Consider the following 17,142-nt stretch of genomic DNA (forward strand, 5'->3'; position numbering starts at 1 on the left):
AAGAGGTGTTTATAAATGAAAGTAGCCATTATATTTGGAAGTAAATCTGATAAGGAAATAATGAGTGGAGCTGCTAAGGCTTTAAAAGAATTTAATGTAGAGTATAAAGCTTTTATACTATCTGCTCATAGGGTTCCAGAGAAGCTTTTAGAAATTATTGAGACTCTAGAAAAAGAAGATTTTCAATGCATAATAGCAGGAGCTGGACTAGCGGCTCATTTACCTGGAGTCATAGCATCACACACTATTTTACCTGTAATAGGAGTTCCTATAAATGCTGCTTTAGGAGGACAAGATTCCCTATATTCTATAGTACAAATGCCTAAAGCTATACCTGTAGCTACAGTAGGCATTAATAATAGTTACAATGCAGGAATTTTAGCAGCTGAAATACTTTCAATAAAATATCCAGAAATAAGAGAGGCTCTTTATAAGTATAGAAAAAATATGAAAGAAAACTTTATAAAAGAAAATGAAGAGGGAGTTGAATTTTAATGGAAAAAGAATTTTTGTATGAAGGAAAAGCTAAGAAAATTTATAAAGGTGAAAATTTAGATGAGGTAGTTATTTATTATAAGGATGATGCTACTGCTTTTAATGGGGAGAAAAAAGGAGAAATTCAAAGTAAAGGAATTTTAAATAATAATATTTCTTCAAAAATATTTGAACTTCTTCATGAAAAAGGAGTAAAAACTCATTATATAAAAAAGCTTAATGATAGAGAGCAACTTTGCAAAAAAGTAGAAATAATTCCTCTAGAAGTTATAGTGAGAAATGTTGCAGCAGGTAGCATGGCTAAAAGGCTTGGTATAGAAGAGGGAAAAGAATTAAAAACTACAGTTTATGAAATTTGTTATAAAGATGATAGTCTAGGAGATCCACTAATAAATGATTATCATGCTGTGGCATTAGGATTAACAGATTTTGAAGAGTTAAATACCATATATAAACTTACAAGAGATATAAATGAAGTGCTTAAAGATTTTTTTAGTAAGCAAGGTATAGATCTAATAGACTTTAAATTAGAGTTCGGAAGATATAAAGGGGAAGTACTTTTAGCTGATGAGATATCACCAGATACTTGCAGATTTTGGGATAAAAATACTAAGGAAAAACTAGATAAGGATAGATTTAGAAGAGATTTAGGAAATGTTATAGAAGCCTATGAGGAAATATTAAATAGAATGGATAACTAGTTTTAGTAATTAGGAAAGGATAGGTTAATTATGATGGAGGAAATAAAGGATAAGTTTAAAGAAGAGTGTGGGGTTTTTGGTATATATTCTAATAATTCTTTTGATGTAGCAAAGATAACTTATTATGGATTATATGCTTTGCAACATAGAGGTCAAGAAAGTGCTGGTATTGCCGTTAGCGATGGAGAAAATATAAGTCTTCATAAAAATATGGGACTTGTTTCTGAAGCCTTTGATGAAAACTCTCTATCCAATCTAAAGGGAAGGGCTGCAATTGGACATGTTAGATATTCAACCACAGGTTCTAGTAACGTCATTAATGCTCAACCTATCTTAACTAATTGTAAATTGGGTCCTATGGCTATAGCTCACAACGGTAATTTGGTTAATGCAGAGGTTATTAAAGAATTATTAGAAGAGGGAGGAAGTATATTTCAAACCTCAATTGATTCAGAAGTTGTATTAAGCCTAATTGCAAGAGCTGCAAAAAAAGGAATTGAAAAGGCTGTAATATCTGCTATTCAGGCGGTTAAAGGTTCCTTTGCTATGGTTATTTTAACTGAAGATAAGTTAATTGGAATTAGAGATCCTAATGGCATTAGACCTTTATGTTTAGGGAAGATCGAAGATAGTTTTATTTTATGCTCTGAAAGTTGTGCCTTAGATACTATTGGTGCTGAATTTGTTAGAGATATAAAGCCAGGAGAAATAGTTGTAATTGGGGAAGAGGGCATAGAAAGTATAATTTACTCTGAGAAGATAAAACCCCAAGTATGTTCCTTTGAATATATATATTTTGCAAGACCAGACAGTACTATAGATGGTATTAGTGTGTATGAAGCTAGAAGAAAAGCTGGAGAAATATTGTATGAAGAATGCCCTGTAGAAGCAGATATTGTAGTAGGTGTACCGGATTCAGGTATAGCTGCTGCAGTAGGTTTTTCTAAGGCTTCAAACATACCCTTTGGTATAGGATTTATTAAAAATAAATATGTAGGAAGATCCTTTATATCTCCTTCAAAGGAAATAAGGGAAAAGACTGTTTCCCTAAAACTTAATCCTTTAAAAGAAAATATAAAAGATAAGAGAGTTGTATTAATAGATGATTCCATAGTAAGAGGTACTACAAGTAAGAAGCTAGTAGAGATTTTAAGAAGGGCTGGAGCAAAAGAAGTTCATTTTAGAGTATCCTCTCCAGTAGTAAAGTATCCATGCTATTTTGGAATGGACACACCTTATAGAAAAGAACTTATAGGATCAAATTTATCATTAGAAGAAATAAATAAGGAAATAGGAGCAGATAGTTTAGGTTATATAAGTCAAAGAGGATTGATGAAATCCTTTGGCAAAGAGGATGGATTCTGTCTTGGTTGCTTTAGTGGAGTTTATCCTGTAGATACACCTATTGAAACAGATAAAGATTATCTTGAGAAGGAGTGATTTTATGATCACCTATAAAGAGGCGGGAGTAAACATTGAAGAAGGTTATAAGGCTGTAAGTATGATTAAAAATCATGCAAAAAATACAATGAACAGTTTTGTTTTAAATAATATAGGTAGTTTTGCTGCCATGGTGGAAATTCCAAGTGGATATAAGAATCCGGTATTGGTATCTGGAACAGACGGAGTTGGTACAAAACTTCAAGTAGCCTTTTCTATGAATAAATATGATAGTTTTGGTATAGACTGCGTAGCAATGTGCGTAAATGATATCTTATGTCATGGAGCCAAGCCGTTATTTTTCTTAGATTATATTGCTTGTGGAAAATTAGAGTCTTCAGTAGTAGCGGATATAGTTAAAGGAGTATCGGAAGGATGTTTAATGGCAGATTGTGCTTTGGTTGGAGGAGAAACTGCTGAAATGCCTGGTTTTTATAAGAATGGAGAGTACGATATTGCAGGATTTGCAGTGGGAGTTGTAGATAAAAAAGATATCATAAATGGAAAAGATATAAAAGAAGGAGATGCAATAATAGGTATAACTTCATCAGGACCTCATAGCAATGGATACTCACTTATAAGAAAGTTAGTGGAGGATCTTCAGATAGAGATAGAAGGGGAAAAACTAGGAGATATTTTATTAAAGCCTACAAGAATATATGTTAAACCTATTTTAAATCTTCTAAATAAATTCAAAATAAAGGGAATGGCTCATATAACAGGAGGCGGATTCTTTGAAAATATTCCAAGAATGATGCCAAAGGGTTACAGCGCTAAAATAGATAAAAATAGCTATGAAGTTCCATATATATTTAAGTATTTAATGGAAAAAGGTGTAGATGAAAACCATGCTTATAATACCTTTAATATGGGGATAGGCTTTGTGTTATGTGTAGATAATGATTTAAAAGAACAGGTAATTGAAGAGCTAAGGTTAATGGGAGAAGAAGCTTATGTTATAGGTTCAGTAATCTCTGGAGGTGAAGGCCTTTGTTTAGAATAGCTTTTCTTATATCTGGCTCAGGTACAAATCTACAATATATAATTGATAAAATAAATCAAGGTGAAATTAATTGTTCAATCGAAATGGTAATTAGTGATAATCCCCTTGCTAAAGGAATAGAAAGGGCAAAAAAACAGGGTATCCCTTGTTATGTATTAGATAAAAAAATTTATGGTGAAAATATAGGAGATGAAGTTTTTAAAATAATAGGGGATAAGGTGGATTTAATTGTACTTGGAGGATTTTTATCTATATTAAAGGGGCAATTACTTAAAAGGTATAAAAATAAAATAATTAATATACATCCTTCTCTCATACCTAGCTTTTGTGGAAAGGGTATGTACGGTATTAAAGTCCACCAAGCAGTTATAGACTCGGGGGTTAAAGTTACTGGGTGTACTGTTCACTTTGTAAATGAAGAAATAGATAGAGGGGCTATACTTATTCAAAGGGCTTTATATATAAATCCAGAAGAAAAGGCAGAAACTTTGCAAAGAAGAGTGCTTAAAGAAGAACATTTATGTCTTTTAGAAGCAATTAAGTCTATAAGTGAAAATAGGGTGGAATTTAATCATAATAAAGCAACTATTTGCTGAAGGGAGAATTAATGTGATAAAAAGAGCTTTAATTAGTGTTTATGATAAAGAGGGTATAGTAGAATTTGCCGGATTTTTGAAATCTATAGGTGTAGAGATAATATCTACGGGAGGCACATTAAGACATCTAAAGGATAATAATATTGAAGCTGTAGATGTTGAAGAAATCACAGGATTCGAGGAAATGCTTAATGGAAGGGTGAAAACACTACATCCTAAAATTCATGGTGGAATATTAGCAAGGAGAGAAGATCCCTCTCATATGGATACCTTAAAAGAAAAAGATATACCATTAATAGATATGGTTGTAGTAAATTTATATCCTTTCTTTGAAAAATATAAAGAATCTATAAGTTTTGAAGAAAAAATAGAGTTTATAGATATAGGTGGACCTACAATGTTAAGATCTGCTGCTAAAAACTTTAAAGATGTAGTAGTAGTAACAGATAAAAAGGATTATGAGCCTATAATGGAAGAACTAAAATCTGAAAGAGAAGTAAGTTATGCTACTAGAAAAATTCTAGCAGGGAAGGTTTTTAATTTAACCAGTGCTTATGATGGAGCTGTAAGTCAGTTTTTATTGGAAAATGAAGTAGACTATCCAGAGTATATAAATTTAGTATATAAAAAATCTAAGGATTTAAGATATGGAGAAAATCCTCATCAAAGTGCAGCTTACTATAATGCTTTATTAGAGGAAGGCATTATGAATAATATAGAAATACTTAATGGAAAAGAACTATCTTATAACAATATAAAAGACTTAGATATAGCCTTTAAGGTAGTTATGGAATTTGAAGAACCAGCTTGTTGTGCATTAAAGCATAATAGCCCTTGTGGAGTAGCTTTAGGTAAGGACACTTTAGAATCTTATAATAAAGCTTATAGCTCTGATCCTACGTCTATATTTGGTGGAATTGTAGCTTTTAATAGAACTGTAGATAAATCCACTGCAGAAAAGCTAAATGAAATTTTCCTTGAAGTAGTGATAGCGCCGAATTTTGAAGAGGAGGCTCTTTCTACACTTTGTAAAAAGAAAAATTTAAGAGTTATAAAATGCAATACTAAACCTTTAAACAATAAGGCTTTAGTATCCGTAGATGGAGGTCTTCTTATACAAGAAGAAGATAGAGACTTAATAAAATCCCTAGAAATAGTAACTAAAAAAAGCCCAACAGAACAGCAGTTAAAAGATATGACCTTTGGAATGAAGGTAGCCAAATATGTTAAATCTAATGCCATTGTGGTAGTAAGAGATGGGATGACTTTAGGAATAGGCGGTGGACAAGTTAATAGGATTTGGGCAGCAGAGGAAGCACTCCAAAGAGGAAAAGAAGGATTAATACTGGCATCTGATGGATTTTTCCCTTTTGATGATGTGGTTAAAGAAGCAGCAGCACATGGTATAGAAGCAATTGTACAACCAGGAGGCTCTATTAAAGATAAAGACTCAATTAAAGCCTGCGATGATTTAGGAATTTCTATGGTGTTTACTGGAATAAGACATTTTAAACATTAAAAGAAGATTCTAAGAAAGGGGATTTGCCCTCTATGGGTAAGGTGGTAATATGAATATATTATTAATTGGTTCAGGAGGAAGGGAACATGCTATAGCATGGAAGCTTTCTCAAAATCCTAAAATAGAAAAGATATACTGCGCTCCAGGTAATGGGGGTACTGCTTTAGAGAAAAAGTGCCAAAATATAAAAGAGGGTTCTATAGAGGAACTAATAAATTTTGCAAAAGAAAATAAGATACATATGACAATTGTAGGACCAGAAGAGCCTTTGATAAAAGGCATAGTGGATAGATTTAATGAAGAAGGATTAAGGATATTCGGTCCTTCTAAAAAAGCAGCTTCTCTAGAAGGAAGTAAGAATTTTTCAAAGGAATTTATGAAAAAATACGGGGTACTTACCGCAGAATATGCTACTTTTAATGATAAAGATAAGGCTATGGAGTATTTAAATAAATGTACTTATCCTATAGTAATAAAGGCAGATGGTATAGCTGGAGGAAAAGGTGTAGTAATTTGTGGTAATTTGAAAGAGGCAGAGAAGGTTATTGAAGACTTTATGGTAAAAGATATATTTAATGGCTCTGGTAAGAAAGTTATAATTGAAGAGTTTTTAGAAGGGGTAGAAGCTTCTATACTTTCTATAACTGATGGAGAAACAATAATACCTTTTATATCTGCTAAAGATCATAAAAAGGTATTAGATAATGACAAAGGTCCTAATACAGGAGGTATGGGAGTTATTGCACCAAATCCTTTTGTTACAGATGGGGTTATGAAAGAATTCATTGAAAATATTTTAAAGCCAACTATTAAAGGGATAAAAGAAGAAAATATGGAGTATAAAGGTTTCTTGTTTTTCGGATTGATGATTACAAGAAAAGGCATATATTTATTAGAATATAATGTTAGATTAGGTGACCCTGAAACACAAGGGGTTCTTCCTTTAATGGAAAGTGATTTATACGAACTTATTGAAGGAGCTTATAATAAAAATTTGAAGAATCTTCAAATAAAATGGAACAGGTCCCACAGTGCTTCTGTAGTTATGGTATCATCAGGATATCCAGGAGAATATATTAAAGGATTTTCTATTGAGATTAAAAAGGATATAACAGGGAAGGTGTTTATTGGGGGAGGAGTCTTGGAAAAAGGTAATTTAAAAACCTCTGGAGGAAGAGTTCTTACTTTGGTTAGTTTAGGAGATAGTTTAGAAGAGGCTAGAATATGTTCCTATAAAGACATAAAAAAGATTAATTTCGAAAATATGTATTATAGAAGAGATATAGGATTAATTTAGTGTTTTAACAGTTGCTCAACAAAGCATAGGTCTATAAGTCTATGCTTTGTTTTTTTATGAAGTTAATTGTGTATAATTTTAAAATCTTAATTAATTTATAACAGGCATTGAGAAGTTGTCTTATTTTTGATGAATTTAGAATTTTCACTTTAGAATCTATGATATAATGATTTTACTATAGGCAGTTTGAAATACAAATGCTAAAAGTTTGGACTTATTATTAAATAAATTTATAAAATTATAGGAGGGATAACATGTATACTGGGGAAAAAATTAGATTAAGAGAATATAGAAGAGAGGATATACTAGAAGCTCAAAGATATATAAATGATGCAGAGATTAAAAGATATCTACATCCAGGAATACCTTATCTTTATACATTGGAAGACGAAATAAAGTGGTTTGAGATGCAATCAGCTTCAAAGGATTGCTATAACTTTGCTATAGAAACTATAGAGCGTGAAATTTATATTGGAGGCTGTGGTATTAATAATATAGATTGGAAAAATAGTGTAGCAGAGGTGGGCATCTTCATAGGAGATAAAAATTATTGGGGAAAAGGTTATGGATCTGATGCTATGAAGGTTCTAATTAAATTTATATTTGATCAAATGAATATAAACAAAATAAAGCTTAAAGTATACTCCTTTAATAAAAGGGCTATTAAATGTTATGAGAAATGTGGATTTATAAATGAAGGTGTACTTAGGCAAGAAATATATAAAGACGGAAAATATCATGATGAAATGATAATGGGACTTTTAAAAGAGGAATATCTAGGATTAAAAAAATAAGATTTGCTTTAAATTGTAGGAGGAGTTTTAAGTGATAAAATATAAAGTTATTTTTCATTTAGATGAAAATGAAAAACTTCCTTTGGTTATGTCTAATGCTTTAAATTTAATAAAGAATATAGAGGGAGAAGAGGTTAATATAGAGATTGTAGTAAATGCTTTAGCTGTGAAGAGCTTTATTAGTGAAGATAATAAATATTATGAAAGACTAAAGGATTTAAAAAGTAAAAATATAAGAATACTTCTATGCAAAAATTCTTTAAAAACTTATGGTATAAAGGAAGAAGAGTTATTGGAAGAAATAGAAGTTATAAGTTCAGCGGTAGAATATATGGTAAGAAAACAATATGAAGGGTATGCCTATTTAAAGCCTTAATATTAGATATCAAAACAAGAAAAACCTTTCTAAAGAGAAGGGTTTTTCTTATTAATAAATATTTTTATTATAACTATAAAACTTATTTATCTAAATCTTTCTTTAAAAGGTCTCTTATTTCTGTTAGTAAAACTTCTTCTTTTGTTGGAAGAGCTTCAACCTGTTCTTCTTTAACTTCTTCCTTTCTTTTAAATTTATTTATCAACTTAATAAATAAAAAAATAGAAAAAGCTATTATAAGAAAATCAAATATATTTTGAATAAATTGTCCATAGTTAAAAACCAATGAATTCTTTGGATCAGCAGCTTCTCTTAAAGTATAATGTAAACTAGTAAAATTTAAACCACCTAGTAATAATCCTAATAAAGGCATAATTATATCATTTACTAGAGAAGTAACTATTTTACCAAAGGCACCTCCAATAATAACACCTACGGCGAGGTCTACTACATTTCCCTTCATGGCGAATTCTTTAAATTCTTTCAACATATTATATCACCTCACAAAAAACTTAATAAAATCATAACATTGTGGAATAGATTTTTCAATAAAAATACATAGAAAAACAATATTCTAAAAATTTTGGAAAAGTTAAAAAAATAACAATAATAATGGGTATAATATACAATTATTTTTTTTATAAAATCAATGTATATAAGCTATGTATAGTATTATGAAAAATATTAAAAATATTTTTTATTTTACCTAAATTAGATACTTTGTTAAAAAAAATATAATATATTGTTCAACTATGTTAAATATGGTAGAATTAAGTCGTTATGCGGTATTGTAAAACTTATAGTTAAGGTGGGGGTGCAAAATGAGCAAGCTTAATATATTATATGAAATGAATAAAGTTAAGAAAAAATATATAAGGCAAGATGCTGAGTCAATTTTAGAGTTAATATCAAAAGATGAAGAAGACCAAAGCATATCACAGGAAAAAAGAAAACCTTTAAGCAAAGAGGAATTTATTAATTTGTTAAAAGAGAACCATATAAAGGAAATAAATTCTCTTAAGGATTCTTATTTAAAATATGAACAAATAAATAAAGAAATTGATGTTCTGGTGATTAACGCTTTAGATAATGACCCTGCAGTAAGGTTAAACAAAGTACTATTAGATAACTATGTAAAAGAAATTCAGGGGTCACTGGATACAATATGCAATATTTTTAATGTTAAGAAACTTGTAATTGTTTCCGAAGAAGGATTAAAAGATAAATCAGAAAAAATACTAAGCAATACCTCTAACAAAAATATGGAAATACTACCTAATCATTATGGTTGGCTAGGTGATGATTTCTTAAAAGAAAAGTTAAACTTACAAAATCAAAACTCTGTAGTTGTAGAGTCTTTATTAGATTTATATTATATCTATCAATTGATTAATTTCAATAAAATAACTAATTTTTTGATAAATATAGATGGTGGTGCAGTAAACAAAAAAGGTGTGTTTACTATAGCTAAAGAAAGCACTTACAAAGAAATAGTAGATGCATTAGGTGGTTTTAATAAGGAACCCTATAAGATTATATCAGGGGGTATACTTAAAGGGCAAGGGATCTTTCAATTAGATGATCAAATAAAATCTGGAGACTTTTCTTTATTATTTTTAACAGAAAAAGAAAGTCCTTCATATAAGGAAGAGGTCTGTATAAGATGCGGAAACTGCATAGATATTTGCCCTAAAAAGCTAGTACCTATGAAGTTAAAGGATTATGCTATTGAAAGAAATTTTGATAGATTCAAGAAGGCTAAAGGTCTAGATTGCATAAATTGTGGTCTATGCTCTTATGTATGTCCTTCAAAAAGGCATTTAGTTCAATCCATAAATACAGCAAAAAATATAATATTGGATACAAAATAGGAGGTGTATGTAAATGTATGTAGTTTCAGCTTCACCACATACACGTACAAATAATTCAGTAAATAAAATAATGAGAGATGTATTTATATCATTATTACCAATAGTAGGAGCGTCTATTTATTTCTATAAAATGGATGCCTTGAAAATAATATTAGCTTCCGTGATAACTTGCATTGTAACAGAAGCCATTTGGCAAAAACTATGTAAAAAGTCAGTAACTATTAATGATTTTAGTGCGGCAATTACAGGACTTATATTAGCTTTTGTACTTCCAACCCATGTTCCTATTTGGATTCCTATAATTGGAGGTATTTTTGCAATAATAGTGGTTAAACAATTTTTTGGAGGCTTTGCTCAAAACTTTATGAATCCAGCTCTAGCGGCTAAGATTTTCTTACTTACTTCCTGGTCTGCGGCTATGATTAAACCTGTTACGGATGCAGCATCTTCTGCTAGTGAGGCTACTGAGGCAGTTACTTCAGCTAGTGAAGCAGTAACTACAGCTCTTCCAAGCTTATGGGAAGTATTTATAGGACAAGCAACTGGTAATATAGGAGAAGTATCTATACTTGCCTTATGTATTGGAGCTTTATACTTAATCATAAGAGGGGTTATAGACTTAAAAATTCCTGCAAGCTATCTAATTACAGTGGCATTAGCCTCTTGGATCTTTGGGAAAGAAGGATTTTTTACGGGGGATGTAGTTAGAACCCTTATGACTGGAAGCATTATACTTACTGCGTTTTTCTGTGCTAATGATTATTCTAGTACCCCTATAACTACAAAGGGTAAAATAATTTTTGGTGTAGGTGCAGGTTTAATGACTATACTGTTTAGAGTATATGGATATAACACTGAAGGTGCTTATTATTCAATACTTATAATGAATGTTGTAACACCTATAATCGATAGAATAAATGTAATAGGATTAAAGGAGGAAACAGCATAATGAAAGAAAATATTAAGTTAGGAGTAATACTACTTATAATAACAGCCTTATCGGGACTTATATTAGGTCTTTCTTATGAAGGAACTAAAGAGGCTATTGAAAAAAATGGTAAATTAGACAAGAAAGAATTAAGTGTAATTATGCCAGAAGCAGAGGTAGTTAAAGATAAGAAAATAGAATTATCTAAAGAGGGTTCTATAAATGAAGTACTTGAGGCTTATAAGGGAGACAAAAAGGTCGGTTATCTTATAAATGTAACTTCAAAAGGATTTCATGGGGATATACAAACTATGGTAGGTATATCGGATGCTGGAGATGTTACAGGTATTAAAATAGTATCCCACTCAGAAACACCTGGAGTTGGATCTAAAGTTGAGAAAACGGACTTTACTAATAAATTTAAAGAAAAGAAAATCGAAAAGGGTATTAAACTCACAAAAACCCCTTCTGGTAAAGATGATGAGGTAGAAGGAGTAACAGGAGCTACAGTATCTTCTACTGCGGTTGTAGGTGGAGTTAATGCTGCCATCGAATTTTATAATAATAACTTGAAAGGAGCTGTTGGAGCTAATGAATAGTGCTATTGAAAGATTAAAAAATGGAATAATAACTGAAAACCCAACTTTTGTTCAAGTGCTTGCTATGTGTCCAACTCTAGCGGTAACTTCTAGTGCTAAGAATGCTATTGGTATGGGAATAGCTACTACTGTAGTTCTTATTGCTTCCAATTTAGCTATATCTATCCTTAGAAAGTTAATACCTTCTAAGATAAGAATACCTGCTTATATAGTTATAATAGCAAGCTTTGTTACGGTTATAGAATTTTTAATGCATGGATATGTTCCGGCTTTATATAAGTCTCTTGGTATATTTATACCACTGATAGTTGTTAACTGTGTAATTCTAGGAAGAGCAGAGGCTTATGCTTCTAAAAATCCACCTATAGCTTCAATATTTGATGCTTTAGGAATGGGATTAGGTTTCACTTTATCATTAACAATACTAGGAATAGTTCGTGAATTATTAGGAGCAGGAACTGTTTTTGAGTTTCAAATTATGCCAAAAGCATATCAACCAGCTTCTATCATGGTATTAGCACCAGGTGCTTTCTTTACTTTAGGTATTCTAATGGCTCTTTTAAACTGGGTTAATTTGAGAAAAGCGGAAGATAAGAGTAAATGTAAGATGCTAGATCATGACTGTAGCAAATGTAGTATGGGTTGTGGAAGAGTAATAGAATCCTAAAGAATTAAAGGGGTGAAAAAGCATGAAAATTTTTCTAATATTTATTAGTTCAATGCTAGTAAATAACTTTGTATTATCAAGATTTTTAGGTATATGCTCATTTTTAGGTGTTTCTAAAAAAACGGATGCAGCAGTGGGAATGGGACTTGCAGTTACCTTTGTTATGACATTAGCATCTGTTATGTCATATAGCGTATACCATTTTATATTGGAACCTTTAAATATAACCTATTTAAAGACCATTGCCTTTGTTTTAGTAATAGCCGCATTGGTTCAATTTGTTGAAATGGTTATTCAAAAGATGAGTCCAAAGCTTTACAAAGCTTTAGGAATATTTTTACCACTTATTACTACTAACTGTGCTGTACTTGGAGTAGCTGTATTAAATATACAAGAAAGTTATAGCTTTTTAGAATCTGTAGTTAATGGATTAGGGGCGGCTTTAGGTTATATGCTTGCCATTGTCTTACTTTCAGGAATAAGAGAGAGAATAGATAATAATGAAAATATACCTTTAGTATTAAGAGGATTGCCTATAACATTAATTACAGCAGGATTAATGTCTATTGCATTTTTAGGATTCCAAGGTCTTATAAGATAAGGAGGTGCAGTTAAATGGATGTAACAGGTATAATATATGCAATGCTTAGCTTAGGAGCTATTGGAATGATATTTGGAGTTTTACTAGGTTATGCATCAAAAAAATTTGAAGTTAAGGTTGATGAGAGAGTTCCTGTAGTTAGAGAAGCTTTACCAGGAGCTAATTGTGGTGGCTGTGGTTTTGCAGGTTGCGATGCTTATGCTAAAGCTGTAGTTGAAGAGGGAGCAGATATTAATAGTTGTACTGTTGGAGGAAGCTCTGTAGCTAAAGCTATTGGGGAGATTTTAGGTGTTGAAAGTAAAGAAACGGAAAAGAAAATTGCCTTCGTAAGATGTGGCGGTGATTGCGAAAAAAGCAAAGATAAGTATATATATGAGGGGATAGTGGACTGTATTGAAGCTAGTAAGCTTCCAGGACAAGGACCTAAAGGATGTGAATCAGGATGTTTAGGATTAGGTACTTGTATAGGTGTCTGTAAGTTTGATGCTATAAGTATAGTTGATGGTATAGCAGTTATTAACGAAAGTAAATGTACAAACTGTGGAGCCTGCATGAATATATGTCCAAAAGGACTTATAGTTTCAGTTCCAGCTAAAAATAAAATAAGAGTTAGATGTAACTCTAAAGATTTAGGTAAAAAGGTCAGAGAAAATTGTGGAATAGGATGTATAGGGTGCAAAATTTGTGAGAAAAACTGTCCTTCAGAAGCAGTATTTGTGAACTCTAATCTTGCTTCTATAGATTATGAAAAATGTACTCAATGTAGAATATGTTATGAAAAGTGTCCAACTAAAGCAATTACAGGAGAACCTAATAAAAAAGAAGTAGAAATTAAAGTTTCTTAATTAATAAGACCACTGTAGTTAGTTTAAATTTAAATTAGCTATGGTGGTTTTTAAATGTTATTACCTATTTCATAAAAGATTCTTCTGGGTTAAAAACCTTAAAACCACATGGGTTACAACCTCTATTTCCTATATATATCGTGATTGCCACTCTAATATTTCCATCTTATTCAAAGTGGAAATAAAGAACTGCTATGTCCCTGGATAAGGATTTCTAAGCTTTACAGGGAGTAAAAACTCCCTCTAAAGGCAACGACTTTGTTTATGAAAGTAAATAGAAAATCAATAAAGTTTATATAGTTTTTACATGAAATTTTATTAATAAATGTTACCAGTCGGTATACAGATGGATTTGTGTATAAATATTTCCTTGAAACTTTGCTAAAATGACTATATAATTATATATGTAAAATTTAATTTTAAGATTATGGTTCTTCTTTATAGAAGTTTAATAGGGAAAGTGAAAAACACTACAGCCCCCGCTACTGTATGCGAAGACGAATCCTAACCACTGGCTATAGGCTGGGAAGGTAGGAGGAGAAAGATGCGTGAGTCAGGAGACCTGCCATAAGCTTTAGCTAATCCTTCGGAGGGAAGGCAGTGGCGTTTATAATTTATTAATATTTTTATTTGTAAAAATTATAAACTCACAGATGCTGTGAGTTTATTATTTTATTGTTTTTAAATAGACATTTGGAGATGATATTGATGATTCAACTCATAGGTATAAAGAGTTGCTGTCCTATTGAAATAAGAGAACAGCTTTCTATAACACCCTCAAGAGAAAAGGATGTTTTACAAGATATGATGAAAATATCTAAAGAAGCTGTAATAATAAATACTTGTAACAGGACGGAAATATATGTTAATTGTAGTGATGATAAAGAAATAAAAATAGAAGAGGTTTTTAATTTATTAAACTGGAATAAGGAATATATAAAGTATATTTTTACTGCTAGAGATTATGGAGTGGTAAAACATTTAATGGAGGTCTGTAGTGGCTTTCACTCTAAAATTTTAGGAGAGGATCAAATACTAGGGCAGGCAAAGAAGGCTTATAAAATGGCTTTAGAGTGTAACACTATTGGTAATCAGCTTCAAAGATTATTTCAAATGGCTATAGCCTGTGGCAAGGAGTTTAGATATAAGGCACAATTGTATAAGATTCCTGTATCCTCATCATCTATAGTCGCAAAGGAAATTATTAGAGAAAATAAGAAGAAGATAATGATGATTGGTTTTGGAGAAGTAGGAAAGCTTGTATATAAGTACTTAAGTAGTTTCGATTTCACAGATCTATACCTAGTAGTGAGAGACCCTAAAAAAATAGTTTTGAATGATCCTAGAGTTAAAGTAATATCTTATAATGAAAAAAATCAATTTATAAAAGATGTAGAGATTATAATAAGCTGTACATCAGCTCCCCACATAATTATATACAAAGAAGAAGTAGAAAATCACCCGCTTGTAATATTCGATTTATCCCTACCTAGAGATGTAGATTCGGAGATAGAAAAACTAGAATACATTAAACTTTATCATATTGATGATATTGGAAAAATGGATAAGAGTAATAGAGAAAAAAGAAAAGTGGAAATGGAAAAAAATAGATATATAATAGAAAAGCATATTGATGAATTTTTACAGTGGGAAAGCTTAAGGGAGTTAGCACCTCTATTTCATAAGATGTCAAAACAAGGTGAACACATACATAATCGCAGATTTGATAGCTATAATAGAAAAAAATATACTAAGGATAACGAGATGCTAGTAAAAACCATGTTGAAAAGCACCTCTGATTATTACTTACATAGAGCCATGGAAGTATTAAAAGAAGAAAAATTAAAGGGAAGTGAAAAGCAATGTCAAGAAATAATAGAGAGGATTTTTCTGAGGATGGATTAGATTTTGCTTTTATATCTTTAATATCGAAAAAACTTAAGGTTTTAATATTTGGAGCAGGGGAAGCTGGTTATATTAAAACTAAAGCTTTCATAAATAGGGGATGCCAAGTTTCTGTGGTAGCTAAAAGCTTTGAAAAAAGATTTAATGAGTTTAATCAGGAAAATTTACATATTATAAAAGATAGTTATAAAAAAACATATATTTTAGATAAACACTTAATCATAATAGCTTTAGAGGACAAAGGTATTACTGATGAAATAATAGAACATTGCGAAGAGTTAAATAAACTATATCTTACCTGCTGGGATTTTACTCAAGGTAATTTTGTGGTACCTATACAAAGAAGTACAAAGGAAATAAATTTCGCTTTAAGTATTAAGAAAGGAAACCCAAAGCTTTCTAAGTACTTAGCAAATTCTATTGAAAACTATTTAGTAGACTTTGATAATTTTATAGCCTTTGGAAATATCCTAAGAGAAAGAGTGAAATCTGAAGGTTTTAAAAAAGAAATTTTAAGCTTTATTTCACAAGAAGACTTTAAATACTATTTTGAAAAGGGGTATGGAATTCAGGTATTATTGATGTTTTATCCTACATTAATTGATTTTTTAGGAGTGGAATGGATTGAATATGAAAATTGCTACAAGAAAAAGCAAGTTAGCTCAAGCTCAAACTGAAATAATAATGGGGCTTATTGAAAAAGATTTTGGTATAAAAAGTGAAAAACTATTAATAGAAACAACAGGGGATAAAAATCTAAATGTAACCCTAGATAAAATCGGTGGGAAGGGTGTTTTTGTAAAAGATATAGAGATTGCCCTATTGGAAGGAAAAGCTCATGCTGCGGTTCATAGCATGAAAGACGTTCCTTTTTCTCTAGAATCAGATTTTGAAATAGCTGCTATACCGGAAAGAGAAGATGTGAGAGATGCTTATATTTCTCTTTATGGAGAAAGTTTTTTTAGCAAAAAGAAATCTCTTAAAATAGGAACAAGTAGTATAAGACGTGCGGTACAACTTAAACTTTTGAATCCTCAAATAGAGATAGTTCCTATAAGGGGAAATGTACAAACTAGAATAAGCAAGATGAAAGAGCAGAATTTAGATGGAATTATATTAGCGGCAGCTGGATTAAAAAGATTAGATATGGAAAGTATAATTACAGATTATCTTGATCCTTTTGAGTTCGTTCCAGCAGTAGGACAAGGTGCTCTAGGCATAGAGATTGTAAAGGATATGAAAGATGCAAAAGTTTTTAAAAGTCTTGACTTTTATGATGAAAGAATATGTGTAGAAGCGGAAAGAGAGTTTATGAAGGCTCTTAATGGTAATTGCCATAGTTGTATTGGTGCCTATGGATATTTAGAAGGAAATATAATGTATCTTATAGGTCTTTATGATGTAGGAGGCAAAATAGTAAAGAAAGACATAGTAGGAAACAAAGAGGATTACTTAAACTTAGGAAAAGCACTAGCAGAAAAAATTCTTAAGGCATAGAAAAGAGG

At 30.9% G+C, this 17,142-nt stretch carries 19 protein-coding genes and 1 riboswitch; of the genes, 18 read left to right on the forward strand and 1 reads right to left on the reverse strand.

Annotation, left to right across the window (positions count from 1 at the left end):
- Positions 1 to 15: 15 nt before the first annotated feature.
- The 9 genes from purE (at position 16) to KQI89_RS02065 (ending at position 8,221) form a co-directional block, all read left to right on the forward strand.
- Positions 16 to 495, forward strand: a complete 480-nt coding sequence (purE, locus tag KQI89_RS02025) for a 5-(carboxyamino)imidazole ribonucleotide mutase (protein ID WP_216455700.1) — start codon at positions 16 to 18, stop codon at positions 493 to 495.
- Positions 495 to 1,196 carry a phosphoribosylaminoimidazolesuccinocarboxamide synthase gene (gene purC, locus KQI89_RS02030; protein ID WP_216455701.1) on the forward strand — a complete coding sequence of 234 codons (702 nt, stop codon included), beginning with the start codon at positions 495 to 497 and terminating at the stop codon, positions 1,194 to 1,196. Before purE ends, purC begins: the two co-directional genes overlap by 1 nt.
- 30 nt (positions 1,197 to 1,226) lie before the next feature.
- A complete protein-coding gene (gene purF / locus KQI89_RS02035) occupies positions 1,227 to 2,636 on the forward strand; it encodes an amidophosphoribosyltransferase (RefSeq protein ID WP_216455702.1) in 1,410 nt (469 codons plus the stop codon).
- Positions 2,637 to 2,640: 4 nt separating this feature from the next.
- Positions 2,641 to 3,639 carry a phosphoribosylformylglycinamidine cyclo-ligase gene (purM, locus tag KQI89_RS02040; RefSeq protein WP_216455703.1) on the forward strand — a complete coding sequence of 333 codons (999 nt, stop codon included), beginning with the start codon at positions 2,641 to 2,643 and terminating at the stop codon, positions 3,637 to 3,639.
- On the forward strand, positions 3,627 to 4,235 hold the full coding sequence (gene purN, locus KQI89_RS02045) for a phosphoribosylglycinamide formyltransferase (protein ID WP_216455704.1): 609 nt from the start codon (positions 3,627 to 3,629) through the stop codon (positions 4,233 to 4,235). Before purM ends, purN begins: the two co-directional genes overlap by 13 nt.
- Positions 4,236 to 4,248: 13 nt before the next feature.
- Entirely contained in the window at positions 4,249 to 5,754 is a 1,506-nt protein-coding gene (purH, locus tag KQI89_RS02050; RefSeq protein WP_216455705.1) for a bifunctional phosphoribosylaminoimidazolecarboxamide formyltransferase/IMP cyclohydrolase, read from the forward strand.
- Between the two features lie 49 nt (positions 5,755 to 5,803).
- Positions 5,804 to 7,051 carry a phosphoribosylamine--glycine ligase gene (purD, locus tag KQI89_RS02055; RefSeq protein ID WP_216455706.1) on the forward strand — a complete coding sequence of 416 codons (1,248 nt, stop codon included), beginning with the start codon at positions 5,804 to 5,806 and terminating at the stop codon, positions 7,049 to 7,051.
- Positions 7,052 to 7,305: 254 nt separating this feature from the next.
- Positions 7,306 to 7,845 (forward strand): GNAT family N-acetyltransferase, encoded by a 540-nt coding sequence (locus KQI89_RS02060; RefSeq protein WP_216455707.1) that lies wholly within the window; start codon positions 7,306 to 7,308, stop codon positions 7,843 to 7,845.
- Positions 7,846 to 7,876: 31 nt separating this feature from the next.
- On the forward strand, positions 7,877 to 8,221 hold the full coding sequence (locus KQI89_RS02065) for a DsrE family protein (RefSeq protein ID WP_216455708.1): 345 nt from the start codon (positions 7,877 to 7,879) through the stop codon (positions 8,219 to 8,221).
- An 82-nt stretch (positions 8,222 to 8,303) separates the two neighbouring features.
- Here KQI89_RS02065 and mscL read toward each other — a convergent pair whose 3' ends face one another.
- Entirely contained in the window at positions 8,304 to 8,711 is a 408-nt protein-coding gene (mscL, locus tag KQI89_RS02070) for a large-conductance mechanosensitive channel protein MscL (RefSeq protein ID WP_032121501.1), read from the reverse strand.
- Positions 8,712 to 9,042: 331 nt separating this feature from the next.
- On the opposite strand from mscL, the gene KQI89_RS02075 reads away from it, so the two are divergent.
- The 9 genes from KQI89_RS02075 (at position 9,043) to hemC (ending at position 17,134) form a co-directional block, all read left to right on the forward strand.
- Entirely contained in the window at positions 9,043 to 10,092 is a 1,050-nt protein-coding gene (locus KQI89_RS02075) for a 4Fe-4S dicluster domain-containing protein (protein ID WP_032121502.1), read from the forward strand.
- 13 nt (positions 10,093 to 10,105) lie between these two features.
- Positions 10,106 to 11,041, forward strand: coding sequence for an RnfABCDGE type electron transport complex subunit D (locus KQI89_RS02080; protein ID WP_032121503.1), 936 nt, complete (start codon positions 10,106 to 10,108; stop codon positions 11,039 to 11,041).
- The gene (locus KQI89_RS02085; protein WP_032121504.1) at positions 11,041 to 11,619 is read left to right on the forward strand and encodes an RnfABCDGE type electron transport complex subunit G; all 579 of its coding nucleotides are present in this window, start codon (positions 11,041 to 11,043) and stop codon (positions 11,617 to 11,619) included. Before KQI89_RS02080 ends, KQI89_RS02085 begins: the two co-directional genes overlap by 1 nt.
- Positions 11,612 to 12,286, forward strand: coding sequence for an electron transport complex subunit RsxE (gene rsxE, locus KQI89_RS02090; protein WP_032121505.1), 675 nt, complete (start codon positions 11,612 to 11,614; stop codon positions 12,284 to 12,286). Before KQI89_RS02085 ends, rsxE begins: the two co-directional genes overlap by 8 nt.
- Before the next feature lie 22 nt (positions 12,287 to 12,308).
- Complete coding sequence (gene rsxA / locus KQI89_RS02095) at positions 12,309 to 12,887, forward strand: electron transport complex subunit RsxA (RefSeq protein ID WP_032121506.1); 579 nt, start codon at positions 12,309 to 12,311, stop codon at positions 12,885 to 12,887.
- 14 nt (positions 12,888 to 12,901) lie between these two features.
- On the forward strand, positions 12,902 to 13,732 hold the full coding sequence (locus tag KQI89_RS02100) for an RnfABCDGE type electron transport complex subunit B (RefSeq protein ID WP_216455709.1): 831 nt from the start codon (positions 12,902 to 12,904) through the stop codon (positions 13,730 to 13,732).
- A 411-nt stretch (positions 13,733 to 14,143) separates the two neighbouring features.
- Positions 14,144 to 14,316: riboswitch (cobalamin riboswitch) on the forward strand.
- 124 nt (positions 14,317 to 14,440) lie between these two features.
- Positions 14,441 to 15,637, forward strand: coding sequence for a glutamyl-tRNA reductase (gene hemA, locus KQI89_RS02105; RefSeq protein ID WP_216455710.1), 1,197 nt, complete (start codon positions 14,441 to 14,443; stop codon positions 15,635 to 15,637).
- Positions 15,595 to 16,314 (forward strand): NAD(P)-dependent oxidoreductase, encoded by a 720-nt coding sequence (locus tag KQI89_RS02110; RefSeq protein WP_216455711.1) that lies wholly within the window; start codon positions 15,595 to 15,597, stop codon positions 16,312 to 16,314. Before hemA ends, KQI89_RS02110 begins: the two co-directional genes overlap by 43 nt.
- Entirely contained in the window at positions 16,262 to 17,134 is an 873-nt protein-coding gene (gene hemC, locus KQI89_RS02115) for a hydroxymethylbilane synthase (protein WP_216455712.1), read from the forward strand. The genes KQI89_RS02110 and hemC overlap by 53 nt, the downstream gene beginning before the upstream one ends.
- The last annotated feature ends 8 nt before the right edge of the window (positions 17,135 to 17,142 follow it).

Source organism: Clostridium simiarum (assembly GCF_018919175.1).
Taxonomy (GTDB): Bacteria; Bacillota; Clostridia; order Clostridiales; family Clostridiaceae; genus Clostridium_L; species Clostridium_L simiarum.